A 23167-nucleotide genomic window follows, 5' to 3' on the forward strand; every position below is an offset into this window, starting at 1 on the left:
GCGGATCAGCATTGGGGTCAGGGCTTGAGGGCGCAGGGGGCCGGCGGGGCGAAGCCCTGGTTGGCGACGTTGTCGCCGAGCAGGACGGTCACCTTGGCCTCGACGGCGGTCTGGCCGGGAGCCGAGATCTTGACGGTGAAGGACTCGGTCTTCTGCTGGGCCGTCGCGGTGCACAGGGCGGTCCAGGCGATCTTCTGGCCGTTGTCGATGATCTGGGCGGCCACGTAGCCCTTCTTGGGCTCGGCGCTGGTGACCAGTTCGATCTTCGGGGTGACGCCGGCGGCGGCGTCGACCAGGTCGGAGATCGGGGTCTCGGCGCGGCCGAAGGTGTTGACCGAGGCGCGATCCTCCTTGGCGGTGAGCTTGCCGCCCTGGTTGCCCGCGCCCGCGGTGGTGACGACGAGGGTGTTGGAGGCCGCGGTGGTGTCGAAGGCGCCGTTCGGGGCGAAGCCCTTGACGACCGCCTCGCTGGAGATGTTGGTCTTGTCGGGGGTGGTGCCCGCGACCATGACCCGCAGGGTGGCAGTGCCGGTCTTGGCCTTGGTGACCTCGCCGATGGTGAACACGACCTTCTGCGTGCCCTGCAGCGTGCCGCCGGACTGGTAGACGGTGTTCTTCGGAATGGTCACTTCCGCAACGACATTCTCGAAGGTGTCGTTGCCCGCGGTGCTGACGGTGAGCGTGCAGGCCACCTCGTCGCCGGGGAACAGGCTGCCGGGGGTCTGCAGGTCGCGGCACTCGTACTTGGAGGTCGGGCCGGCCACGGCGTAGGCCGGGGCGGTCGCGAGCTGCATACCGGCGGCGGAGAGCGCGAACACCGAAGCGGCCAGGACGGCTCGTTTCAGGGCGGGCTTGGCGGCACTGGTCATTGTCTTGTCACCTTTCTGGTGGGTGGACCAGCCCCGCTCGAGCGGTTCGGATCACCGTTGCTTTGTGTCTGAAACCCATGTTCGGGGTCGACACTCCGCATCCACCAACGAAGGACTAACGGCCCGATCAGCCTGCCGACTCGATCCACGTCGGCGGCGGCTCAGAGGCTTCGAGTTCTGATCGGTTCGCGATCCAATGGGTGAGGATGCGGCCGTACGGATTCCGAAACTCGCTGAAGCCGTGGGAGTCGATCTCCCCACCGGCGGTGGCATCCGGCGCAAAGGACCGTCTCGGTCCGGCCGCTTCGGGCAGGTCAACGAGAACCCGGCCCCCGCACACCACCCGTGACGATGAGACCGCCGCGAGGGGACTTCTCGATCGTCGCCACCCGTCCCGCCACCCGATCGCGCTGTCGCTGTCGAGGTACTCGGCCTCCAAGGTGCATTCGATTACCTCGCAGTCCTGCGACAGTCGCGCGAAGTCGGTTCTGTTCCTCAGGACTTCGTTACGCCCGTCCTCGACGATCAAGAACCACCCGTCGGCCATCACAGCGCCTGCGTACTGCGTTCTGGAGTCGCATTCGTATACGCCGGTTCGCCGCAGGCCGAGCTCCGCACAGACCGCGTCGGGGGACTTGCCACGTACGGCGATCCAATGGACGGAGTCCCCGGCCCACACTTGCGAATTCGCCACGATCCTCTTCCGTTCGTTCCAACGACAGCGTGACGCTACTGGCTTGCCCTGACAGATTCTCGGGCCGATTTGGCGGAAATGGGACGACTGTACAGGGGTGCACAGTTTTTGACTGGTTTTGTTGGTGATTCGTTTCGTTGGTTGCGACCAAACGTAAACGTATTAAATACGACGTCGAACGAGAAGGTTCTTCAGCCTGACCCCCGATAAGGTTCACTTATCGGAGGTCAGGCCAAATTGGGTTGGTTTGGGGCGGAAAGGGATTCGTTTCGTGTTGTTGCGTTGGAAATGACGGAACCAACGCTACGATTCTGCGGTGTCGAGCATCTGCAACTACCCGGGCTGTACGAAACCGATCACTCGGGGAACGGGGCCGGGACGGCCCTCGGAATACTGTGAACACCCGGACCACACGCGCTGGCGAGCGTGGCGGGAGCGGCAAAGGCTGTCGCAGGAGGAGGTGGCGGGTCCGGACGCGAACGTCACTGTGACGCAACGGGGGCCGGTTACCGTGGCCCGGCTGCGAGCCGATGAACTGCTCGTTCAGTTCCGGACGCTGGCGGACCAGTTGAGCGCTACCCTGGCCGCGAGCGTGGCCGAGTTGTCCACGCTGGCCGACCCTTCCGTGGCCGAGGCCCAGGTCCAGGCCGTGCAGGCGGACGCCGGCCGCAAGATCGCCGAAGCCGAGATGGCGGTCGTCGGCGCCGAACAGGCGCGGCGCGAATCGGAGGACGCCCGCACCGCCGCGGAGGCTGCCGCGGAGGACGCGATCGCCGCCGCCGAAGCCGCCGAGGGCCGAATCGCCGAGGCGCTCAGTGCCCGTGACGACGCGCTGGGGGAGATGGAGCGAATCACCAAGCAGGCCGCCGACGATGTCTTCGCCGCGCGCACCGAGGCCGAGGCCGAAGTGCGGACCATTCGCCGGGAGGCCGCCGAGGACGTGGAACGGGCCCGTCAGCAGGCCACCGAGGAGATCGAACTGGCCCGGTCCAAGACCGCGGCGGAGATCGAGCAGGTGCGCCGGGACACCACGCAGCGAATCACCGCCGCCGGCGCGGAGCGGGATCTGGCGGTGCAGCGGGCCGCCGACGCCGAGCGGGCCATCGAACGGGCGGAACAGGCTGTGGCAGAACGCAATCAGGTCGTCGCCGAGACCCGCGACGAACTGACCCGGGTGCGGGAGGAACTTGACCGGGTGCGCGCGGACATGGCGGCCGCCCAGCGCTCGGCCGCCGCCGATATCGCCGCTGTGCGGGCCGAATCGGCCACCGCCCTCGACCAGGTGAGGCAGGAATCCGCCGCGCGCATGGCGACCCTCGATGACGCCCGCCTGCAGACGCTGACCCGCGCCGAACGCGCGGAACGCCAGCTGGACGAGCTGCTGGCGAGCGGCCGGACGGGACGCGGCACGGCGGCGGAAGTGACCGGCTGAGGCCCGCTGCGCTACCGGGGCGTGACCTCGGTACGGTAGGTTCCCATCTGACTCGCTATCGAACGTGAGTCTCAGTAACGAGAGCGGATGGAACCCGCTGCGCCGCATCGAGGTTCACCATCCGCAACCCGCGAGCGTTATTGCCATGAGAGGGTCTGAACGTGGGTTCGTCACGGTATTGTCTGAGGGAAAGCACGCTCCGTCCGGGCGTTGATCTGGAATGATCTTCAATCAAGGTTCTGCCGGAGGCGAGCTTCCCGTGCGATCGACAAACCCGCTGGTGCACGGAGGGTAAAGGGGTGTGAGAGTTGAACATCAACACCATGCGACAACGGCAATCGCGGCCGAGTGTCGCACGCGTATACAGCTACGTACTCGGCGGCCGGGATCACTACGGCGTCGACAAGGATGTCGGCGACTACTTCAAGGGCGATCTGCCCGGTTCCGACCAACTCGCGATTACGAACCGGCATGCCGTCCGGCGCGCGGTGAGCACCATGGCCAAGCAGGGCATTCGGCAGTTCATCGATATCGGTTGCGGCCTCCCCGATCCCGATAACTCCGATGTCCACCAGGTGGCGCGTGCCCAGCACACGGACGCCCACATCGTGTACGTCGACAACGATCCGTTCGTGGCGGGCCACGGCCGCGCACTGCTCGCTGTCGATTCGGGTATCGCCTTCGTCGAAGCCGACGCGAGCAAACCCGAGGCGATCCGGGAACACCCGGATGTCAAGCGGCTCATCAACTTCGACGAGCCGGTCGGTATCCTGTTCGCGGCGGTCCTGAGCTTTCTCGAGGACGAGGAGAACCCGTCGGCCGTGGTTCGCTACTGGGCCGAGCAGGTGCCGACGGATAGCCTGATCTACATTTCGCACTTCCGCTCCGGCGAGACCCGCGAGGCCGTCGCGACGGAACGGAAGATCTTCGACGCGTTCGGGCGCGGCAAGTGCCGTCCGCTCAAGGAGATCGAGGCGCTGTTCGGCGATCTCGAACCGCTCGACGATCCGGCGGTGCGGCCGTGCGCGGACTGGCGTCCGGACGAGACCATGACGCCCCACGCGCTGAACGAATTCGAGACGATGGTCGTAGCCGGTATCGCGCGCAAGCGCTGACCACGGCAACTCGGCACGACGGCCGGACGCAATCACGCGTCCGGCCGTCGTGCGTTGCGGTGGTTGTCCGTACGCTCACCCCTGAGCGTCGGCGGTCCGGCTGATCGTGCGGGTCACCCCGAGCGCCGCGAGCTTGTCCGGGTTCCGAATCGCGTAGCCGTTGACGATCTTTCCGTCGGCGAACTCGAGCACCACCACGGCTTCGAGCCTATCGCCGCGACGAATCGCCACGGCGGAATCACCGTTGCAGTGCACCGGTTCCAGGCGCGCGTCCGGCAACCGGTGAATCGCCCGCAGCAGGGTCAGCAGCACGGGGGCGATCCGCGTGGCCCCGGTCATCAGCAGTTCGCGGACCGCGAGGACCTTGCCGCCGCTGTCGGTGGTCCAGGTGACATCCGGCGCGAGCATGGCGAGCAGCCCCGCCAGATCGCCGCTGGCGGCGGCGTCCAGGAAGCGGCCGGTGAGCTCGGCGGTGCGGGCGGTGTCGACCGGCCCGAACCGATTGCGCCGGGCGTGCACGTGCCCGCGGGCCCGGTAGGCCAGCTGGCGCACCGCGGTCGCGGATTTGCCCACCGCCCCGGCGATTTCGTCGTGTTCGAAGCCGAAGACCTCGTGCAGGACGAAGACCGCGCGCTCCTCGGGGGTGAGTGTTTCCAGCAGGACGAGCATGCCCATGGACACCGACTCGGCGAGCACGACGTCCGTCGCGGCATCCGGGGCCAGGAGCAGGGGTTCGGGCAGCCACGGGCCGACGTAGTCCTCCCGGCGCCGGGTCCGCGACCGCAGGACATTGAGTGCCTGCCGGGTGACCACCTGCGCCAGATACGATTTGGTGTCCCGGACCGCCGACAGGTCGACCTCGGCCCAGCGCAGATAGCTGTCCTGCAGCACGTCATCGGATTCGGTTGCGGAGCACAGGATTTCGTAGGCGATCGTGAACAGCAGCGGCCGCAGCAGGGTGAATCTCTCGGCGTGCTCGTCGGGCGCGATCATCGGTCGCGGCCTGCCGAGGTGTCGAGCACCACGGTCTCGGGCCGGGGCCCGCCCTTGGCCCACACCAGGGATCCGGGCCGGCGGGCCTCGGCGCGCAGTCCCCACAGCGTGGCCCTGGTCGCGATCTCCTTGATCGACGCGGCGAGCCTGCCGCGCACAACGATCCGATTGGGGGAGTCGTCCTTGTGCGTGAACTGCACGACCGCCGCCCCGCGGCCCAGGCTGACGTTCGCGCCGAGGAAGGCCATATCCAGTGCGGCGGGCCGCTTTCCGGCGATGCGGCTCAGGATCGTCTCGGCGGCCTGCGCGCCGAGCGGGCCCGCCGCCTGGCAGCTCATGCGCAGCGGCTGATTCGACGGCGCCGCGGCATCGCCCGCCGCCAGCACGCTATCGTCGTCGATGCAGGTCAGCGTTTCATCGGTGAGCAGCCGGCCGAGTCCGTCGGTGCGCAGGCCGCTGCGCGCCGCGAGGTCCGGAACACCGAAGCCGGCGGTCCAGATCACGACGGCGCCGGGCACCTCGCTGTCATCGGCCAGCAGCACTCGCCGCTCCCGCACCGCGGTCACCCGCACCTCCTCGATCACCCGGACGTCACGGCGGGCCAGCCAGTGCGCCAGTGTGCGGCGTCCGCGCTCGGAGAAGCCCGGGGCCAGCCGGCCGCCACACACCAAGGTGACCCGCCGGCCCTGTTCGGTCAACTCGGCCGCGGTCTCGATGCCGGTCAGCCCGCCGCCGACGACGGTGATCGGCGCGTCGGCGGGGACTTCGGCGAGCCGCGCCCGCAGCCGCTCCGCGTTCTCCAATTCGGCCAGGGGATAGGCGAATTCGGCCGCGCCGGGTATCGAGTCCGGCACCGCCGCGGTACTGCCGACCGCGTACACGACGTAGTCGTACTCCAACGTTCGGCCGGAGGCGAGCCGCACGGTCCGGCTCGCGGTGTCGATCCGCTCGGCGTTGTCGACGACCAAGCGCACGTTCTCGCCGAGCAGCGGGCCGTAGTCCGCGCTCGCCGTTCCGCTGCCGGCCACCAGTTGGTGCAGCCGGAGTCGTTCGACGAACCTGGCCCGCGCGTTGACGACGGTGACCGCGACGTCTGCGCGGCGGCCCAGGCGGTTGGCGGCGACGATGCCCGCGTATCCGCCCCCGATGACGACGACCTTGGTGCTGACGGTGTTGTTTGGAGTCATGCCATCGAGACACCGCCGACGGCGGCCGCGTAACAGTGGGTGACCCGGGTCACGGCCCGGGCTCGAGCGGCGTGTAGCGGAGGTGTCCGGACTCCGCGCCTCGGGTCGCCGATGCACGCGATGCCCCGAGGCCACCGGACACGGGAGTGGAAGCCGGTTCGGCCCCGACCGCCACCGCGCGACTCGCGTGGCGAGCCTTCGAGTCCCGAATTGTCCGTTTACTGGAAGTAGTCTGTCGCAATGATCAGCCAGCCGGCGAATCAGTCGGAACGTGACGTGCAGCCGGGTTCGCGGTCCGAGGACGCGGCCCGGCGGTGGCGAAGACGCAGCCCGCTGACCTGGATCACCCTGGCCTCGTGCGCCTACCTGGCGGTGATGGCGGTCGCCTTCGGGCTCTTCCCGCCCACCCGCGCGGGGGCGTTCGCCGACCTCGCGCACTGGCAGTATCGCTTGGGCGCCGCCGCCTTCGGGCTGGCCTGCGCCACCGTCTTCGCGACGGCCGCGGTGTGGATCTGGCGGCGACCCGCCACCACCGTCTCCGCGTAGCCACGACCGGCTCGTTCTCGAGCCGCCCCTCGCGCGACTCGAGAACGAGCCGGGGGGATCAGCCGATGACCTCGTTCAGTTTGCCCGTGGCGACGTCGAATACGAATCCGCGCAACGACGTCGTGGCCGTGACGAACGGACTCGCCTCGATGCGCCGAATCGACTGGCGCACATCCTCGTCCAAATCCGGGAACGCCTCGGCGGACCACGCCGGCTTCAGGCCGGTCTCGTTCTGGATCGAGCGTTTGAAATCGTCGTCGGTGAAGGTGAGCATGCCGCAGTCGGTGTGATGAATGAGGATGATCTCCGTGGTCCCCAGCAGTCGCTGACTGATGGCGAGAGAACGGATTTCGTCGTCGGTCACCACACCGCCGGCATTGCGGATGACATGGGCTTCGCCGTCGTTCAATCCGAGAATGCGATAGACGTCGAGCCGGGCGTCCATGCACGCCACCACGGCGACGTGCTTACTGGGCGGCAGCGGCAGCGGGCCGCTGAACTGCGCGGCGTACTCGGCATTGTTGGCGAGGTATTCGTCGGTGACGGTCATGGTCGCGTCCTTGCGTCGATGTGGGGTGAGGACATGCGAATCAGTGCATCGACGACGGTGGCGCACTCGCGGTGGCAGCGCGAGGGATCCACGCATGGTGACGTAAACCCTTGTGCCGTGGGATTGCCGAGGGTCGCGGCGGTTCGCCCGGCGTGGCGAACCGGCCGACCGGTTCGTTCAGGTGGAGATGCGCTTGACGTCGCTGATCAGCCAGCGTCCGTCGGTCTGCTCCTCGGCCGTCACCGCCATGGCGACCAGGGACACCGACGGAATCGGCGCGAGATCGCTCGAGGTGGATTGTTTGACGTAGCCGATGCCCAATGCCGTGGTGCCGGTGATCGCGCGCAGGCCCGCGTTGAATTCGATGACCTGGCAGCGCGTGTTCGTAGAGACGAAATAGTCGCGGGTGGAATTGCGGGTGTCGATCAATTGCTGGCGACACGCACCCGTCGTGGAATCGATGGCCCCGGCGAAATAGCTGTCCAGGGTTTGCGGTTCATAGTTCGAAATGTGTGCCATGTAGTTGTGAATGGCGTGCAACGCGGCGATATGCCGGCCGCCGATCTTCGCGATTTCGGGTTGCAATCCCTCCGGCGGCGCGGACTGGGTGGGAATGGTGTCGGCGCCGGCCGCGGTGCGAGCGTTCGTCTCGGCGCTGTTCCGCACGGGCGAGGGCTGGGTGTCGCCCTCGTCGCGCACGAAGAAGGCGGTGCCGACCGCCGCGGCGCCCAGCGGGAGCACGCCCGCGATGGCGGCGAGTCTGCGGCGGGAGATTCCGCGTTTCGGCGGCTGCGGTTCGGGCTCGGGAAATGGCGGAGGCTCAGCCGGCGGAAAGGACATCGACACTTTCTCGTCTTCAGTCATGAAGTTCCTCACTGTTGGTAGGCCATTGCGAGATGCTACCTGCCCGCAGGATTTCCGACAGTGGAACCAACTCCGAAAGCCATTAATGACGGAATTGGGCGAATTGTGGTTCTTGTGAATGAAATACGATTTCTCCGGAACTCCGCTTCGCCGCGAACGGCGAAGCGGAGCGAACACTCAGAGACTGAAGAAGACCGAGCGCAGGATGATCGCCAGCACGAACACGATGGTGAACGCCAGATCGATGGCCAGCCCGCCCGCGCGGATGGGCGGCAGCACCTTGCGCACGGGTGCGATCACCGGCTCGGTCAGCTTGTGGATGATCTCGCGTGCCCGATACGTCGAGGAAGGGTTGTCGCCGAGGGTGGCGATCCAGTCCAGGATCAGCCGGGCGAGCATGACGAGGATGAATGCCGTCAGTATGTATCCGAGTACCGCGCCGATGAGGCTCATGATCAACTCCTTCACGGCGGCGCATCGGCCGCCCTACCGGTTTCAACGGACAGCCGATTCGAAAGTGCCGGTTTTGTCGCATTCTCAGCTAACTGATATCAGCTGACGGCGAACATCGCGACCGCGGCACGACGGCCGGGGCCGACGTGGGCCGATCGTAACGCCGGGGACGCGGGGGCGGTTGCTCGGCGAACGGCGTGTCCGGTGCCGGGCACCGGACACGCGCGCCGCTGATCAGCGCGGATCGCGCCACATGGGCCACATCAGCGGCCCGCCGTGCGTGACGTCCAGTTCCCCGGTCTTCTCGAACCCGAACCGCTCGTAGTAGGGCACATTGTCGGGCTTGCTGGACTCCAGGTACGCGGGCGCGCCCTCGGCGTCACAGCGATCGAGCCGGGAACTGAGCAGCGCCTGACCGAAACCCCGCCCGCGCGCGCTGGGCAGCGTGCCGATGAAGGCCAGGTACCAGTGCGGATCCTTCGGGTGATGCTCGGCCATGGTCTCGGCCATCCGGCCACCCTGGGCCAGCTTGCCCCGCAGCGCACGCGCCAGCCCCGGCAGGATGCGCAGCGAGGCCAGCCCGCTCGAGCTCCACTTGCCGGGCGGAGCCCAGACCGCCACCCCGACCAGTACGCCGTTGTCGTCGAGCGCCACCTCGGCGCCGCCGGTGGCGAAGAACTGATGCCGGATGAGGGCCTCGAACATCAGTGCCGCGCGCCGGGCGCGCACCTTGTCGTCGGGGATGAGCCAGGTGAAGACGGGATCGTCGGAGAAGGCGATCCCCAATACCTTGCCCATGGTCGGGATATCCGAAGCGAGTGCCGGGCGAACCGTGACGTCCATGGCATCACGCTACTGGGTGCGCACCGGCTTCCGAATCAGTCCCGAGGGTGACAGTGGCGGCGTGGTCGTGGGTCGGCACGACGGTCGCCGCGTGCCGCGCGAGGTGCAGTCGGTGCAGCGTCCGGAACGCGAGGTCGCGATCGTGATCCACGAGTTTGCCCGGGAAGCCGGACTTCTGGCGGATCTCCGAGATCTGCAGCGTGTGCCAGGCCGCGTCACCGGCCAGCAGCACCCAGCCGCGCTCGGTGTGCGCGAGGACGCCGACGCTGCCCGGCGTGTGACCGGGCAGATCGACCAGGACGACGCTGCCGTCGCCGAAGACGTCCCGGCTGCGGGTGAACGTCAGCACGGGCGGGCCGTCCAGGTCGTACAGCTCGACGGGGCGGTCGACCAGCGAGTCGCGGACGCCGCCGACCGGGGCGACCGATCCGGCGGTGACCCAGTCGAATTCGGGCCGGTGCAGGTGCACGGGCAGGCCCGGCAGGTCGAGCAGGCCGCAGACGTGGTCCCAGTGCGCGTGGGTGGGCAGCGCGAAATCCGGTGCGGGCAGGGTGGGCTCGTTGGCGAGCGCGGTGATGGTCGCCAGGGTGCTCGCGGGCGGCCGCACCACCGCGCGCAGGATCGCCGGGAGCTGGGCGATGGCCCGGGTTTCGGCGTCCAGGCACACGCTCGGATCCACCAGGAACACCGCACTCGGGTGCCGCACCAGGAAGGTGGTGAGCGCGTTGGTGATTCGCCGCGGGGTGTGGACGCCCTCGACGATGGCGGCCGTCGGCACGCTGCGCGGAACCTGCTCGAGCGCGGTCACCCGCACGGTGGCGCGCGGCGTGGGCAGGCCGGCGTCGGTGATCGACCGCAGGAACCGCTCGTCGCGCGGACGGGGGCGGACCGCGCCGCGCACCAGACCGGCTACGGCGCTGCAGCATTCGAGAAGGCCGGGGGAATGAACCGGGTCGGACATGTGCTGAATCTCCATTCACCGCCTGATTCCGGGCCTCGCGGCCGCGGCGGACGATGCACGGTATTACTTAAGGTCGACGTGAAGTAAAGGGTCGACGTGAAGTAAAGGGGCGAAGCGATGACCACCTCGACGCTGTTGAAGATCGGTGACGCCGCGGCGCTGCTCGGCATGGAAGCGCACGTGCTGCGGCATTGGGAGTCGGTCGGCCTGCTGCGGCCGCCGCGCGATTCCGCGGGCCATCGCGGGTACGACGAGCCGACCCTCGATGTCGTCCGCTTGATTCGGCGGCTCCAGCGAACGGGACTGTCGCTGGCCCAGATTCGCCGGCTCGGCCTCAGCGGGCACGACGAGCGGGTCGCCCTCATCGCCGCCAAACGCGCCGAGGTGCGGGAACAGATCGCGCTGCTGCGGGCCACCGACCGGTTTCTCGCGCACGTCGGCGAGTGCGGTCACCCGGTGATCGCCGAATGCGACGAGTGCGCGGCGTTCGTGCGGGCGGATGAATCGGGTCGCCACCGGACGTGAGATCGGCGTGTTCTCGATCGTGGCGCGTGGTCCCGGCCGGTTCGAGCCGCGGCGAAAGCCGAACCGGCTTCGGGTGTCGCAGCCCCCGATTCGCTCGCGACCACGGCGCGCCGGTCATGGCATCGCCGGCGGCCTCGACGTGGTCGAGACCCAGCGTGGTGTGTGCCGCTCGAGCGGTTATGGCCCGGCTGCGCGCCGAGCCGATCGCGGGCGCGGGCCTCGTCAGAGCGCGGTCAGCAGCACCGGCGCACCCCGCGCGGGCACATGGGTGATGTTGCGGATCCGGGCGCGCTCGCCGCTCACGCCCTCCGGCAGCGACAACCGGTAGCGGGTCAGCAGCTCGCGCAGGATGACCGTGCCCTCCATGAGCGAGAAGCCCGCGCCGATGCAGCGGCGCACACCGCCGCCGAACGGCAGCCAGGTGTTCGCGGCCACGGTCCCGTCCAGGAACCGTTCGGGGCGGAATCGGGCGGCGTCGGGGAAGCTTCCGGTGCGGGCGTGCGCGAGCAGGATCGAGGTGGACACGATCGTGCCGCGGGGGAGATCCACGCCGCCGATGGTCATGTCGCGGGTGAGCCTGCGGCCGGTGGCCGCGATGACGGTGCGCAGGCGCATGGCCTCCTTGAGGACGGCCTCCAGGTATTTGTCGTCGCCCGCGAGCGCGGCGGTGCGCGCCGATTCCTGCACCGCGGGATCGGCGGCGAGTTCGTGGCAGACCCACGCCAGGGCGGAGGCGGTGGTCTCGTGCCCGGCCAGCAACAGCGTGACGAGTTGATCGCGCAGTTCGGCATCGGAGAGCGGCGCGTCGGCGGCGTTCTCGCCGGAGCCGAAGGCCAGCAGCCGCGACAGCACGTCGACGCGCTGTGCCACCTCGGGATTGGCGCGGCGCTGAGTGATCTCGCGGTAGAGCAGGTCGTCCATCGCGATCTGATTGTCCCGGAACCGCTTCCACGGGCCGATGCGCTGCAGGCGCGGGTACTTCCAGCCGAAGAACACGATGGGATTGAGGTTCACGATGCGCCGCAATCGGGGTGCGAGGGCCGCGCGGCGGTCCTCGTCGGTCATGCCGAACACCACCTGCATGATGACATCGAGCGTCAGGTCGTTCATCCGGTCCAGCGCGTGTACCCGGGTTTCGCCCGCCCAGCGGTCGATATGGGTCTTGGCGATGGCCTCGACCAGCGTGCGGTAGCCGCGCAGGGCGGAGCCGGCGAAGGCGGGCATCAGCAGGCGCCGGGCGCGGGCGTGTTCGGCTTCGTCGGTGAGCAACAGCGAATGTTCGCCCATGACGAAGATGAGCAGCCGATTGCCCTCTCCGGCATGCAGATCGGCGGGGTCGGCGGCGAAGATCTCCCGAATGTGCTCGGGCCTGGAGAACACGACGACGCGGCGCCCGAAGGGCGGGACGAGGCGCAGCCCGAATACGTCGCCGTACCGCCGCTGGGCCCGGGTGAGCAGCGCGCCGCGCCACTTCGCGTACATCACCGTCTGGACGATGCTGGGCAGCCGGGGCCCGGGTGGGTGGGCGATGGTCACGACGTCGATCCCTTCGCGCGGGCCGCTCGGGGCAGCGGCCGGAAACGCTTGCCCCTCAGCTTATGCCGCGCGGATCGGCGGGCGGAGCCGCGCGTCCGAATTCCGGAACCCTATCCCGGGCGGTACTCGCGATCGGGTGGCGCGGAGTCGTGCGCGGCGGCGCGGCAGATCTTGTCGATCAAGCCGTCGACCGCGGCCAGCGACGAGGACGCGTTGGCATGGCTCAGCGCGGGAAACTGTTCGGACCTGGCGATGAACGCGGCATCGCGGGCCGACCACCACACCTGGATGGCCGACAGGCGAATCCGCTCGGCGATGTTCTGCATCGCGGCTTACCTTTTCGACAATGGGCGACTGTGTTGATGCCGGTCAGCCCGGCACCGGCCGGACTTCCTTCTGCCCCCGGGCGTACCCGGAGTTCGCCTTCTCAATCCGAATTCCGGGTGATATTCGCCCGGCCGCGAACGTCACTGTGACACGGCCGGATTCACCGGAGGGGTCGCATCGGTGCAGCGCCGGGCCAGATTCCGGATCTGTTCGACCAGTTCGGGGGGTTCGGTGACGGTGAAATCGGTGTCTATGGACGTGATCATCCAGGACAGCGCCCAGGGCGAGTCCGCCCCGACGTGCAGCAGGCAGCTGTGTTCGTCGACGGCCTCGAGCGCGCCCATTCCGGCCCAGATGCGGTCGGCGAGTTCGGTTGCCGAGCGGTGCAGGGTGACGGTGGCGCGGAACGGCCAGGTGCCCGAGGAGAGCCGGTGTGAGAGAAACGCGACCACGTCGCCGTCGGGTGGATCGCGGGGTGGGAAGCGGGGACCGGTGGGAATGCGGGGGCGCAGGCGATCGACGCGGTAGGTGCGCCAATCCCCGGCGGCGACGTCCCAGGCGACGAGGTACCAGTGCCGGTTGAAGTTCACCAGCGCGTGCGGTTCGACCTCCTTGATCGATTGCCCGCCACCGTGATTGGTGTAGTCGAAGCGCAGGCGTTCGCGGCGGTGGCAGGCGTCGGAGATGGCCAGCAGGGCGTCGGGTTCGACCCGGCCGGTTCCCGGTTCCACGCGAACGACCGTGCGCTGCAGGGCCTGTAGCCGGTGCCGCAGCCGCGAGGGCATCACCTGTTCGAGTTTGGCGAGCGCGCGCAGCGAGGCTTCCTCGATGCCGGTGACGGTACCGCCGGTGGTGGTGCGCAGTCCGACCGCCACCGCCAGGGCCTCCTCGTCGTCGAGCAGCAGCGGCGGCAGGGCGCTGCCCGCGCCGAGTCGGTATCCGGCGGTACCCTGCACGGCGTCGACCGGGTAGCCGAGTTCGCGGAGCCGGTCCACGTCGCGGCGGACCGTGCGCCCGCTGACCCCGAGCCGGTCGGCCAGGTCGGCGCCGGACCATTCACGATGGGTTTGCAGCAGCGACAGCAGGCGCAGCAGCCGCGCAGAGGTTTCGAGCATGGTTCCAGAATGCGCGCTGATTAGGACAGAAGCTGGCCTAAGCGGTTTCTACCGTAGAAGCATGACGAATCCCGAACCCTTCCAGATCGATATTCCCGCCGATGTGATCGATGATCTGCACGCGCGCCTCGCGAACACGCGCTGGCCGGACGAACTGCCGGGCGTGGAGTGGAGCTACGGCATTCCGACGGCCTATGTCCGCGAGCTCGCCGAGTACTGGCGGACCGAATACGACTGGCGCGCGTACGAAGCGGCGTGGAATCGGCATCCGCAGTTCGTCACCGAGATCGACGGGCAGCGCCTGCACTTCCTACACGTGCGCTCGCCCGAGCCGAACGCGCTGCCGCTGGTGCTGGTGCACGGCTGGCCGTTCGCCGATTTCAGCGAGGTGATCGGCCCGCTGACCGACCCGCGGGCGCACGGCGGCGATCCGGAAGACGCGTTCCACCTTGTCATTCCGACGCTGCCCGGCTTCGGGTTCTCCGGCCCGACGCGGCAGCCGGGGCAGGCGAGCACCGAGCGCAGCGCCGAGCTGATCGCGAAACTCATGGCCGAGCTCGGCTACGACCGCTATGCCGCGCAGGGCGGGGACGCCGGGTCGTTCGTCGCGCCGAACCTGGGCCGGATCGACGCCGAGCACGTGGTGGGCGTGCACCTGAACGATCCGATCACCATCCCGTCCTGGGACGACGACAGTTCCGGGTACAGCGCCGCCGATCAGGAGAAGATCGCGGCTCTGTCCGACTGGAGCAGTCAGGACACCTCGGGCTACGCGGGGATACACTCCACGCGCCCGCAGACCCTCGCCCCGGCGGTGGCCGATTCGCCCGCCGGCCTGCTGGCCTGGGTGCTGGACGTGGTGAAAACCTATGTGGATCCCTCGAAGTCAACGCCGGACGAGGCGATCGATCGTGACATGCTGCTGACCAATATCTCGGTGCTGTGGTTCACCAACACGATCGGCTCCTCGATGCGGCTGTACAAGGAGTCCCAGCAGTGGGGCGCGGATCTGCCGAACTCGGGTGTGCCGACCGCGGTGGCGGTGTTCCCCGGCAATGCCACGATTCGCGGGATCGCCGAGAAGCAGAACACCGTGACGCGGTGGTCGGAGTTCGATCGGGGCGGGCACTTCGCGTCGATGGAGACCCCGGATCTGCTGATCACCGATATGCGGGAGTTCCTGCGCAAGCTCCGCTAGCTGCTCGATCGCGGGTGGGGCCTCGATGGTCGAGGCCCCGCTCGGCGACGGCTAGCCGGTCGTTCGCCCGGTCACCAGCATGAGCAGCTCGATCGCGGAACCTTTGGTCTCGGCTCCGGATCCCGCGGCCCAGTCCAGGTCGGTGGCGATCAGGCGGCGGCCCGCGAATCTGCGCTCGGCGCGGAAATCCCGCATCCCCCAAACGTGTTCGAGTGCGAGCCTGCCCGCGAACTCGGGCACGGGATGCTCGATCCCGAGGGGGATCGCGATGTCCTGGGCGTGGACCACCAGATCCATGAGCCGATCGATGGGCGCGGTGCCCGGCGGGGTGACGCGCGCGGGAATGGAATCGCGGAGCTGGCCGAGCAATTCGGCGGTCGAGTGCGCCTCGGCGTGCTCGATGGAGCTGACCCGGATCGCGCGGTGGATGTCCCCGCGCGCCCGGATCAGTTCCCGGATGAGCCGGGGGAGCCGGAGTTCGGCGCTCAGGATGAGGTGGGCGACCACATCGCGGACGCGCCAGTCCGCGCACAGGCTGCGATGCTGCCAGTCGGCTTCGGTCAGTGGCTCGAGCATGGCGAGCAGACTCGTGCGCTCGGTGGCGACGGCACGCCAGATGTCTTCGGCGGCGGGGGTGGGATGGGTGGTCATGGGACGGCTCCTCGTCTGTGGGGTGCCGGTACCGTAGAAACTCCACCGGGGTGGAGGTTCAAGTGACAGCGATCCAGCACACGCGGCGCGCGAGTATCGGCGAGCTGTCGGAGTTGACGGGTGTGCCGGTGCGGACGATCCGGTTCTATTGCGACAGCGGGCTTCTCGACGCCGACCGCACCGGCGGCGGGCACCGGACCTTCGAGACCGCGGCCGCGGTGGAGCGGCTGCGGTCGATCCGCCGGCTGCGGGCGCTGGGTCTCGGGCTGGCCGCCATCGCCGAGGTACTCGCGGGGGAACGATCACTCGACGACGTACTGGCCGCCGAGCGAGCCGCGCTCGAAATCGAACTCGACGCGCTGGCGTGGCGGCGTGCGGCGCTGGTGGCGGTCGAGTCTGCCGGGCCGGTCGAGCGCGCGGTGCGCCTGGAACTGCTCGCGGCCGTCGCGGATCGACGGGGCGCGCGCGAGACGCTGATCGGGTTCTGGCGGGGTGCGCTCGGCGCCCTCCCGCCGGATCTGCTCGAGGCGTTTCTGTCGATGAACGTGCCGGTTCCGGAGGGTGAGCCGAGTCCGGCGCAGCTCGTCGGCTACGCCGAACTCGTTGTGGCGGTCTCTGATCCGGTGGTGCGTGCGCAGCTCAAACAACAGCTGTGGCGGCAGGAGCCGTTCCGGATCCGGGACCGGCGCGGACTGCTCGTCGGGGTGGCCGACGCGTGCGTGGAAGCGGGCTCGCGGGTGGCCGAGGGAGTAGCGCCCCGGCCCGGTGTCGAACTCGATCGTTTCGTGGACGCGCACGCCCGGGCCCGCGGGGTGGCGGACACGCCGGAGTTGCGGCGGCGGTTGCTGATCGGCCCCGTCGGCGGTCGGGTCGACCGGTACTGGAGTGCGACCGGTGAGCTGCTCGGTGCACCGATCACCTCGGCGACCGCTCTGTCGTGGCTGGATACCGCCTTGGCGATGTCGGTGGACGGGCCCGATCAAGTAGTGCCCGCGTAGCTCTCGGCGATCGCGCTGTCCTTCGCGAATCCGTTGATCACCTCTGCGGCGTGCCGAGCCGAACTCGCCGCGCGGTCGGATAACTCGCCTGACAAGATAACCGAATGGTTGCTTCCATACTCGCCGTGACCGCCACCATCATCGTGTGGGCGTTGCTGGCCGCCAAGCTGGATACGTGGCGCATCGGTCCCGCGGTGGTGGTCGTGGCCGCCGGCGCGCTGGTGGGTCTGTCGACGCGCGAGAACATCGGCTCGGCGCTCAATACGAGTGTGGCGCTGCATACCGCGGAGATCGTGCTCGCGGTTCTGTTGTTCGTGGATGCGGTCGAGGTGCGCGGCGGGCTGCTGGGGCGCAATCCGGGCGCGTCGCTGCGGCTGCTGCTCATCGCCATGCCGCTGAGCCTCGCGGCGGCGGTCGGATTGGGGTTGCTGGTGCTCCCGGACTACGGCTGGGCGATGTGGCTGGTCGTGGCCTGTGTGGTGGTGCCCATCGACTTCGCGCCGGCCACCGCCATTCTGCGGGACGGGCGGCTCCCGACGCGGGTACGCGACATCCTGAACGTGGAGAGCGGCTACAACGACGGAATCGTCTCGCCCATCATCATTTTCGCGCTCATCCTGGCCGGTGACGTGTCCCAGCAGCAGTCGCCGGCGCAGGCGCTGGGCACCGCGGTGCCCGCCGCGCTCAAAGCGATCGCGGTGGGTGTGCTGGTCGGGGCCGTGCTCGCGGGACTGAGCAATCGGTCCGACAGCGCCAATCTCATGAACGCGCAGGCGAAGCGGATGATTCTGGTCGCGGCGCCGCTGCTGACCTACGCGTTGTCCACGCAGATCGGCGGCAACGGCTTCGTGGCGGCGTTCGTGTGCGGGCTGGCGCTGCACCGCTTCCGCAAGCGGGAGCAGCATCTGCGGGAGCTCGAATTGATCGACGACGTCGGGTTCCTGCTGACCATCGTGATGTGGTTCGTGTTCGGCGTGGTCGCGGTGTACATCGTGGGTGAGGTGGGGGATTGGCGGCTGTGGCTGTTCAGCGCGGCGGTGCTGACGGTGATCAGGATCGTGCCGGTCATGCTCTCGCTCATCGGGTCCGGGCTCACGCGGATCGAGGGGCTGCTCATCGGCGGGCTCGGGCCGCGCGGGACGACGTCGATCGTGTTCGCGCTGCTGGCCTTCAACCAGTTGCAGGACGACAGGGACGCCGATCTGGCACTGACGATCATGGTGCTGACCGTGTCGGGCAGCGTGGTGCTGCACGGGCTCGGCTCGTCGCTGACCGCGCGCACGTTCCAGCGGCGCAGGCTGTATCGGCGCAGGAATGTGAGTGCCTGAGCCTTATGGAGGCACTGGCACGGCCTCCCTACACTCGCCCTTCTGACGCAGACTGCTCACCATGATGCGATACCGACTATTCGGCCGGACCGGGCTGCGGGTGTCCGAACTCGTCCTGGGGACCATGGCCTTGCGCGAGGAGAGCGAAACACGCCGGGTACTGGAGGTTTTCGCCGAGGCGGGCGGCAACTTCCTCGATACGGCCTCCGCGTACGGCACCAGCGAAGAGGTGCTCGGCGCGACGATCACCGACCGGGACCGGTTCGTGATCGGCAGCAAATACACCCTGACGAGGGACGCGCGCGATCCCAATGCCGGGGGCAATCACCGCAAGAATCTCGTGGCGTCGCTGGAGCGGAGTCTGCGCCGCCTGCGCACCGACTACCTGGACGTGTACTGGGTGCACGTGTGGGATCGGCGCACTCCGATCCAGGAGACCCTGCGCGCGCTGGACGATATGGTGCGCGCGGGCAAGGTCCTGCACATCGGCATCTCCGACGCCCCGGCCTGGGTTGTGGCGCAGGCGAATACGATCGCCGAACTGCGCGGCTGGACCGAGTTCGCGGGGTTGCAGGTGCCCTACAACCTGCTGCAGCGCGATGCCGAACGCGAGCTGCTGCCGATGGCCGAGGCGTTCGGCCTGAGCGTGACCGCCTGGGCCCCGCTGGCCCAGGGCAGGCTGACCGGCGTCGCGGGCAACCGCTCGGATCCGTCGACCCTGACCGGACACGACCTGGCGATCGCCACCGCGGTCACCGAGGTGGCCGCCGACCTCGGCGTACCCCCGGCACATGTAGCCCTCGCCTGGACCCGGCACCACTCCCGCGCGGTACTCCCCATCGTCGGCGTGAGCACCGCGAAGCAGTTGGCCGAGAACCTGTCCGCGACCTCCCTGACCCTGCCGACCGAAGCGGTCCGAACGCTGGAAGCGGCGGCGCCTTTCGAACTCGGGTTCCCGGGTGACTTCGTGGCGGCCTGCGACACTTCGGCGCACGCCTACGGCGACGCGGTCGACAGGATCGAGATGCGGTGACCGAACGGGCCGGCCGAGCCGACCGATACGGTGTCGCGGCAGTATCGATACCGGTGCGCGGTTCTCTCCCGTTCCCGGGTCAATCGCGTGGATTCGGGGGAGTGCGGTCCGCCGTGTCGAAGAAGTCGTGCAAGCGGTTCAGGAGCCAGGCCGGTTGTTCCTCGGGGATGAAATGGCCGCAGTCGGGCACGAGTTCGAGGGTCATGTCGTCGGCGTAGTCGCGGTAGGAGTGCGGGACGCCTTCGCTGAGCGGGTCGCGCGCGCCGTTGAGGTGCAGGGTGGGGACGCGCAGGCGCAGGAGCCGGTAGTGGCGGGCGAACTCGGGGACCTCGCGGCGAATGACGCTGCGGTTGAACGTGACCGTGGCGGCGTGGGCAGTCGGGGTGCGCATTTTCCGGAGGTACGTCTCGGTCTCGACGGCGGTGAAGCGGCCCTCGTGCCGCCAGGCGCGCAGGCATCGTTCGGTGAGTCGGAGATAGAGCGGGTTCGAGGTGCCGAGCGCGGCGAGCAGGTAGATGTGCCACGGCCGGTAGAACACCGGCGCGGAAACGCCGTCCAGGCACCAGGGGTGGATACCGGCCATGGCGACGAACTGCTCGAATCGTTCGGGCCAGTTCAGGCAGGCGCGATATCCCGTGACCAGTCCCCAGTCCCGGCCCACGAGCCGGGCGCGCGGGATGTCCAGCGCGTCCATCAGATCCACGACGTCGCGGGCGAGCCGTTCGAACCCGTATCCGGAGCCCGATCCCTCGGACCAGCCGAGGCCGCGGACGTCGGGGCAGATCACCCGATACCGCTGTGCGAGTGGGCCGATGAGGTGCCGCCACTCCCACCAGTGCTGCGGCCAGCCGTGCAGCAGGATCAGCGGGTCACCGGATCCGGCCTCGGCGTAGTGGATCCGCAGTCCGTCGATCATCATGAAGCGGTGTCGCACCTCCGCCAGAGAGCTGTCCGTAATCGATTCGAGCACAGTCGATTCCGCAAGGTCGATGGTCACGATCACTCCTCGGTTCGAACGAATGCGGCGACCGTAACATAAGAATCGATAGTATGAACTACTTGTTTTGTGAGTAATACTGACGAGAAGTTAGAGTCACCTCATGACCCGGCGTACCTACGGCCAGTACTGCGGCCTGTCCCGCAGCCTCGATCTCGTCGGCGAGCGCTGGACGCTGCTCGTTGTGCGCGAGCTCATGTCCGGTCCCAAGCGCTACACCGACCTCGGCGAAGCCCTCCCCGGCATCGGGACGACCCTGCTGGCGAACCGCGTCAAACAGCTCGAGCAGGACGGCGTGGTCACCCACCGCCGGCTGCCCCCACCGGCCGCCTCGCAGGTCTACGAACTCACCGATATCGGCCACGAGCTCGCCCGAGCCCTTGTGCCACTGGCGATCTGGGGAATGCGCCATCAGCTCGAACACACCCGCGAACCGGCCGAGATCTACCGCGCGGAGTGGACCCTGGTGTTCCTGGCCGAACTGATCGACCCGGCCGTCATCGCGGGCAAGTACGCCACGTATCAGTTCCACATCGAGGATTCCACCGCGCGCCTGGACCTGCGCGACGGCGACGCGATCGTCACCCCGGGCGTCCCCGTCGGCACCGCGGACGCCACCCTCACCACAGACCTCGCCGCGATCATCGACCTCGCACGCGGCGACCTCGATCTCGCGGCGGCGGTAGCCGGTGGCCGAATCACCGTGGACGGCAACCCAACCGCCCTCGAACTACTCCTGGATGTGCTGGATCGCCTGCGACCGGCGATCACTCCGGAACCGTCCTGAACGAACTTCAGCGCCGGGAAGGGCCACGGTCGTTCCGTCCGCGACGCCGCCGGTGAAGTCCGCGAGCAGCTTCGCCTCGGCTTCGGGCTCGGGACTTCGAACGAGGAGGGCGACCAGGTCGGGATGGCCGTCGGAAGGAACTCCCCGCTGAACCACACCACCCCGTGAGGGTACGGGTCATCTCGGCACTCACAAGATCAGAATTTGTTCCGAAGCGGGACCGATGAGTTTTCGCGCGCCGGTTCGTCAGATCAGGCAACACAGGAACAACCGACCCAGGAGCTGGCAATGAGGAAGATCACCGCTGGACTGTTCGCAGCTGTCGACGGCGTCGTCGCGGACCCGCAGGACTGGCACTTTCCGTACTTCAACGACGAGATGGGGGCGGCGGTCGGCGCGCAGATGGGGACCGCCGACACCCTGCTGCTCGGGCGGGAGACCTATGAGGGGTTCGCGGCGGCGTGGCCGGAGCGCGAGCACGCGGGGGGCGAGGACGCGGCCATGGCCAAGTCGTTCGGTGATGCCCGCAAAATCGTTGTCACGCACCAGGATCTGGAGCTCACCTGGCGGAACTCCGAGGTGCTGAAGGGTGACCTCCGGGAGGCGGTGACCGCGCTCAAGAACGAGCCCGGCGGCGACATCGCCATGAGCGGCTCGGTCTCGGTCGTTCGTCAGCTGCTGGAGTTCGGGCTGCTGGACGAGTTGCACCTGCTGGTGCATCCGATCGTGGTGGGCAAGGGTCTGCGGCTGTTCGAGGATCGCGACACCACGCTGCCGTTGAAACTGATCTCCTCGGCGACCTTCACCACGGGCGTGCTGCACCTCATCTACACCAAGGACGAGGCCGCGCCGAGCGGGGACTACGAGACGGCCAAGGCGAGTCTCGGGGCAGATCAGTAGTTCGACCGGTGATCGACCGCGCGGTCGATCACCCGAGGGTGGGCACGACCGCACGTCCGATATGTTCAAGACTTCCGGTCGTGCCCGGCGTTTCCTGGTTGACAGCAATCCCGACAGTCGGATGGAGGAACCGCACATGACAGCCGACATCGGCGCCATCACCCTCGGCGTAGCGGATCTGGCGCGATCGCTGAACTTCTATCGCGCGGGCCTGGGACTGACGTCCCCCGGCATCATCGGCACCGAATACGAAGGCGACCAAGACAATCCGGGTGGCGCGGTCGCGATGTTCACGCTGCCGAGCGGCCTGATCCTGTCGCTCTATTCGCGGTCCGACCTCGCGAAGGACGCCGGCGTCGCCCTCGACCGGATAGCGGGTTCGCCGATGAGCCTGGGCTACTTCGTGGACAGCCGCGACGCGGTCGACGAGGCATTGCGGCGAGCACAGGAGGCAGGCGGCACGATCGTCCGCGCACCCCTGGAACGCCCGTGGGGAATCTACGCGGGGTACTTCGCGGACCCGGACGGACACCTGTGGGAGGTCGTCCACTTCCTCGCCGACCCGACCCCCTGATCGCACAACGGCTGACATGACACGCCCCGGCCCCGCCGACCGACGTGCGGGATTCCCGGACCTCCGACCAACTGGACTTATCGGTCATACCATTGATCTATGCCCACCAATCGGATCGAGGGGCGTACCGCCGTGTTTGCCGACTGGGCTTGGCAAGCGCTGATCATCAGTGGGATCTGCACCATCGCCACGGGGGTGGCACTCACGGTGTGGCCCAACAAGTCCGAGGTGGCCATGGGGGTGCTGGCCGCGTTGATTCTGCTCGGGTCGGCCGCGGCGCAGTTCATTGTCGCCTTCGGCGCGCAGATCCCGACCGGGCTCAAGGTGATCGAGGCGCTCAGCGGCGCGGTCGCGCTGCTGCTGGCCATCTGGTGCTTCGACAGCGGGCAGTGGGTGCTGCTGCTGGCGCTGTGGATCGGCATGGGGTGGATGATCCGGGGCGTCGTGCTGGCGATCGTCGCGGCCTGGTCGAACGAGTACGTCGGCTCGGGTGTGCAGGAAGGCGTGGGGCTGGCGACCGCGGCGGCGGGCATGGTCGTGGCGGTGGGGCCTTTCCGGTCCGACACCGCGTTCGCCGTCACGGTGGGGCTGCTGACGATCTTGGTCGGCGCGAGCGAGTTGGTGGCCGCCGCCCGCGTGGAACGCGGCGTGGCAGAGCCGGTCTCGAACTGATTCGACGAGGTACGCCACC

At 68.4% G+C, this 23167-nt stretch carries 26 protein-coding genes; 12 read left to right on the forward strand and 14 right to left on the reverse strand.

Going from position 1 to position 23167, the window contains the following annotated elements:
* Positions 1–17: 17 nt before the first annotated feature.
* Together ACWDOP_RS06145 and ACWDOP_RS06150 are read right to left on the reverse strand one after the other, a co-directional pair.
* Entirely contained in the window at positions 18–869 is an 852-nt protein-coding gene (locus ACWDOP_RS06145) for a hypothetical protein (RefSeq protein WP_456344180.1), read from the reverse strand.
* Positions 870–996: 127 nt separating this feature from the next.
* Complete coding sequence (locus ACWDOP_RS06150) at positions 997–1563, reverse strand: hypothetical protein (protein WP_456344181.1); 567 nt, start codon at positions 1561–1563, stop codon at positions 997–999.
* A 511-nt stretch (positions 1564–2074) separates the two neighbouring features.
* Between ACWDOP_RS06150 and ACWDOP_RS06155 the strand changes: the two genes are divergently transcribed.
* Both ACWDOP_RS06155 and ACWDOP_RS06160 read left to right on the forward strand, forming a co-directional pair.
* The gene (locus ACWDOP_RS06155; RefSeq protein WP_456344182.1) at positions 2075–2995 is read left to right on the forward strand and encodes a hypothetical protein; all 921 of its coding nucleotides are present in this window, start codon (positions 2075–2077) and stop codon (positions 2993–2995) included.
* Positions 2996–3318: 323 nt separating this feature from the next.
* Positions 3319–4110, forward strand: coding sequence for an SAM-dependent methyltransferase (locus ACWDOP_RS06160; RefSeq protein WP_456344183.1), 792 nt, complete (start codon positions 3319–3321; stop codon positions 4108–4110).
* Positions 4111–4185: 75 nt separating this feature from the next.
* Here ACWDOP_RS06160 and sigJ read toward each other — a convergent pair whose 3' ends face one another.
* Both sigJ and ACWDOP_RS06170 read right to left on the reverse strand, forming a co-directional pair.
* Entirely contained in the window at positions 4186–5103 is a 918-nt protein-coding gene (gene sigJ / locus ACWDOP_RS06165; RefSeq protein WP_456344184.1) for an RNA polymerase sigma factor SigJ, read from the reverse strand.
* On the reverse strand, positions 5100–6290 hold the full coding sequence (locus ACWDOP_RS06170; RefSeq protein WP_456344185.1) for an NAD(P)/FAD-dependent oxidoreductase: 1191 nt from the start codon (positions 6288–6290) through the stop codon (positions 5100–5102). The genes sigJ and ACWDOP_RS06170 overlap by 4 nt, the downstream gene beginning before the upstream one ends.
* Before the next feature lie 240 nt (positions 6291–6530).
* On the opposite strand from ACWDOP_RS06170, the gene ACWDOP_RS06175 reads away from it, so the two are divergent.
* Positions 6531–6836, forward strand: coding sequence for a hypothetical protein (locus ACWDOP_RS06175; RefSeq protein ID WP_456344186.1), 306 nt, complete (start codon positions 6531–6533; stop codon positions 6834–6836).
* Positions 6837–6894: 58 nt separating this feature from the next.
* Here the strand turns inward: ACWDOP_RS06175 and ACWDOP_RS06180 are convergent, their stop codons facing one another.
* The 5 genes from ACWDOP_RS06180 to ACWDOP_RS06200 all read right to left on the reverse strand — a co-directional run bounded on the left by ACWDOP_RS06180 (position 6895) and on the right by ACWDOP_RS06200 (position 10507).
* Positions 6895–7386 (reverse strand): beta-class carbonic anhydrase, encoded by a 492-nt coding sequence (locus tag ACWDOP_RS06180; protein ID WP_454204372.1) that lies wholly within the window; start codon positions 7384–7386, stop codon positions 6895–6897.
* Between the two features lie 177 nt (positions 7387–7563).
* The gene (locus tag ACWDOP_RS06185) at positions 7564–8427 is read right to left on the reverse strand and encodes a hypothetical protein (RefSeq protein WP_456344187.1); all 864 of its coding nucleotides are present in this window, start codon (positions 8425–8427) and stop codon (positions 7564–7566) included.
* Positions 8428–8703 (reverse strand): YggT family protein, encoded by a 276-nt coding sequence (locus ACWDOP_RS06190; RefSeq protein WP_456344188.1) that lies wholly within the window; start codon positions 8701–8703, stop codon positions 8428–8430.
* A gap of 234 nt (positions 8704–8937) precedes the next feature.
* Entirely contained in the window at positions 8938–9546 is a 609-nt protein-coding gene (locus ACWDOP_RS06195) for a GNAT family N-acetyltransferase (protein WP_456344189.1), read from the reverse strand.
* A gap of 4 nt (positions 9547–9550) precedes the next feature.
* The gene (locus tag ACWDOP_RS06200) at positions 9551–10507 is read right to left on the reverse strand and encodes an MBL fold metallo-hydrolase (protein WP_456344190.1); all 957 of its coding nucleotides are present in this window, start codon (positions 10505–10507) and stop codon (positions 9551–9553) included.
* A gap of 117 nt (positions 10508–10624) precedes the next feature.
* Between ACWDOP_RS06200 and ACWDOP_RS06205 the strand changes: the two genes are divergently transcribed.
* Positions 10625–11032: a MerR family transcriptional regulator gene (locus ACWDOP_RS06205; protein ID WP_456344191.1), complete on the forward strand. Its 408-nt coding sequence runs from the start codon at positions 10625–10627 to the stop codon at positions 11030–11032.
* A 222-nt stretch (positions 11033–11254) separates the two neighbouring features.
* Here the strand turns inward: ACWDOP_RS06205 and ACWDOP_RS06210 are convergent, their stop codons facing one another.
* From ACWDOP_RS06210 to ACWDOP_RS06220, 3 genes are all read right to left on the reverse strand, one after another.
* Positions 11255–12568 (reverse strand): cytochrome P450, encoded by a 1314-nt coding sequence (locus ACWDOP_RS06210; RefSeq protein ID WP_456344192.1) that lies wholly within the window; start codon positions 12566–12568, stop codon positions 11255–11257.
* A 110-nt stretch (positions 12569–12678) separates the two neighbouring features.
* Complete coding sequence (locus tag ACWDOP_RS06215; RefSeq protein ID WP_456344193.1) at positions 12679–12894, reverse strand: hypothetical protein; 216 nt, start codon at positions 12892–12894, stop codon at positions 12679–12681.
* Between the two features lie 141 nt (positions 12895–13035).
* A complete protein-coding gene (locus tag ACWDOP_RS06220; RefSeq protein ID WP_456344194.1) occupies positions 13036–14010 on the reverse strand; it encodes a helix-turn-helix transcriptional regulator in 975 nt (324 codons plus the stop codon).
* Positions 14011–14071: 61 nt separating this feature from the next.
* On the opposite strand from ACWDOP_RS06220, the gene ACWDOP_RS06225 reads away from it, so the two are divergent.
* Positions 14072–15208 (forward strand): epoxide hydrolase family protein, encoded by a 1137-nt coding sequence (locus ACWDOP_RS06225; RefSeq protein WP_456344195.1) that lies wholly within the window; start codon positions 14072–14074, stop codon positions 15206–15208.
* A 51-nt stretch (positions 15209–15259) separates the two neighbouring features.
* Here ACWDOP_RS06225 and ACWDOP_RS06230 read toward each other — a convergent pair whose 3' ends face one another.
* The gene (locus ACWDOP_RS06230; RefSeq protein WP_456344196.1) at positions 15260–15859 is read right to left on the reverse strand and encodes a maleylpyruvate isomerase family mycothiol-dependent enzyme; all 600 of its coding nucleotides are present in this window, start codon (positions 15857–15859) and stop codon (positions 15260–15262) included.
* Between the two features lie 62 nt (positions 15860–15921).
* Here ACWDOP_RS06230 and ACWDOP_RS06235 point away from each other — a divergent pair, with 62 nt between their 5' ends.
* The 3 genes from ACWDOP_RS06235 (at position 15922) to ACWDOP_RS06245 (ending at position 19218) form a co-directional block, all read left to right on the forward strand.
* A complete protein-coding gene (locus ACWDOP_RS06235) occupies positions 15922–16857 on the forward strand; it encodes a MerR family transcriptional regulator (protein WP_456344197.1) in 936 nt (311 codons plus the stop codon).
* Positions 16858–16961: 104 nt separating this feature from the next.
* Entirely contained in the window at positions 16962–18185 is a 1224-nt protein-coding gene (locus tag ACWDOP_RS06240) for a cation:proton antiporter (RefSeq protein WP_454204384.1), read from the forward strand.
* 61 nt (positions 18186–18246) lie between these two features.
* Positions 18247–19218: an aldo/keto reductase gene (locus ACWDOP_RS06245; RefSeq protein WP_456344198.1), complete on the forward strand. Its 972-nt coding sequence runs from the start codon at positions 18247–18249 to the stop codon at positions 19216–19218.
* A 79-nt stretch (positions 19219–19297) separates the two neighbouring features.
* Here the strand turns inward: ACWDOP_RS06245 and ACWDOP_RS06250 are convergent, their stop codons facing one another.
* Complete coding sequence (locus ACWDOP_RS06250) at positions 19298–20215, reverse strand: alpha/beta fold hydrolase (protein WP_456344199.1); 918 nt, start codon at positions 20213–20215, stop codon at positions 19298–19300.
* Between the two features lie 103 nt (positions 20216–20318).
* On the opposite strand from ACWDOP_RS06250, the gene ACWDOP_RS06255 reads away from it, so the two are divergent.
* From ACWDOP_RS06255 to ACWDOP_RS06270, 4 genes are all read left to right on the forward strand, one after another.
* Complete coding sequence (locus ACWDOP_RS06255; protein WP_456344200.1) at positions 20319–21002, forward strand: winged helix-turn-helix transcriptional regulator; 684 nt, start codon at positions 20319–20321, stop codon at positions 21000–21002.
* A 288-nt stretch (positions 21003–21290) separates the two neighbouring features.
* Complete coding sequence (locus ACWDOP_RS06260; protein WP_456344201.1) at positions 21291–21902, forward strand: dihydrofolate reductase family protein; 612 nt, start codon at positions 21291–21293, stop codon at positions 21900–21902.
* Positions 21903–22038: 136 nt separating this feature from the next.
* The gene (locus ACWDOP_RS06265; protein ID WP_456344202.1) at positions 22039–22476 is read left to right on the forward strand and encodes a VOC family protein; all 438 of its coding nucleotides are present in this window, start codon (positions 22039–22041) and stop codon (positions 22474–22476) included.
* A 99-nt stretch (positions 22477–22575) separates the two neighbouring features.
* A complete protein-coding gene (locus tag ACWDOP_RS06270; RefSeq protein ID WP_454204393.1) occupies positions 22576–23148 on the forward strand; it encodes a DUF308 domain-containing protein in 573 nt (190 codons plus the stop codon).
* The last annotated feature ends 19 nt before the right edge of the window (positions 23149–23167 follow it).

The organism is Nocardia sp. NPDC003693 (assembly GCF_053981095.1).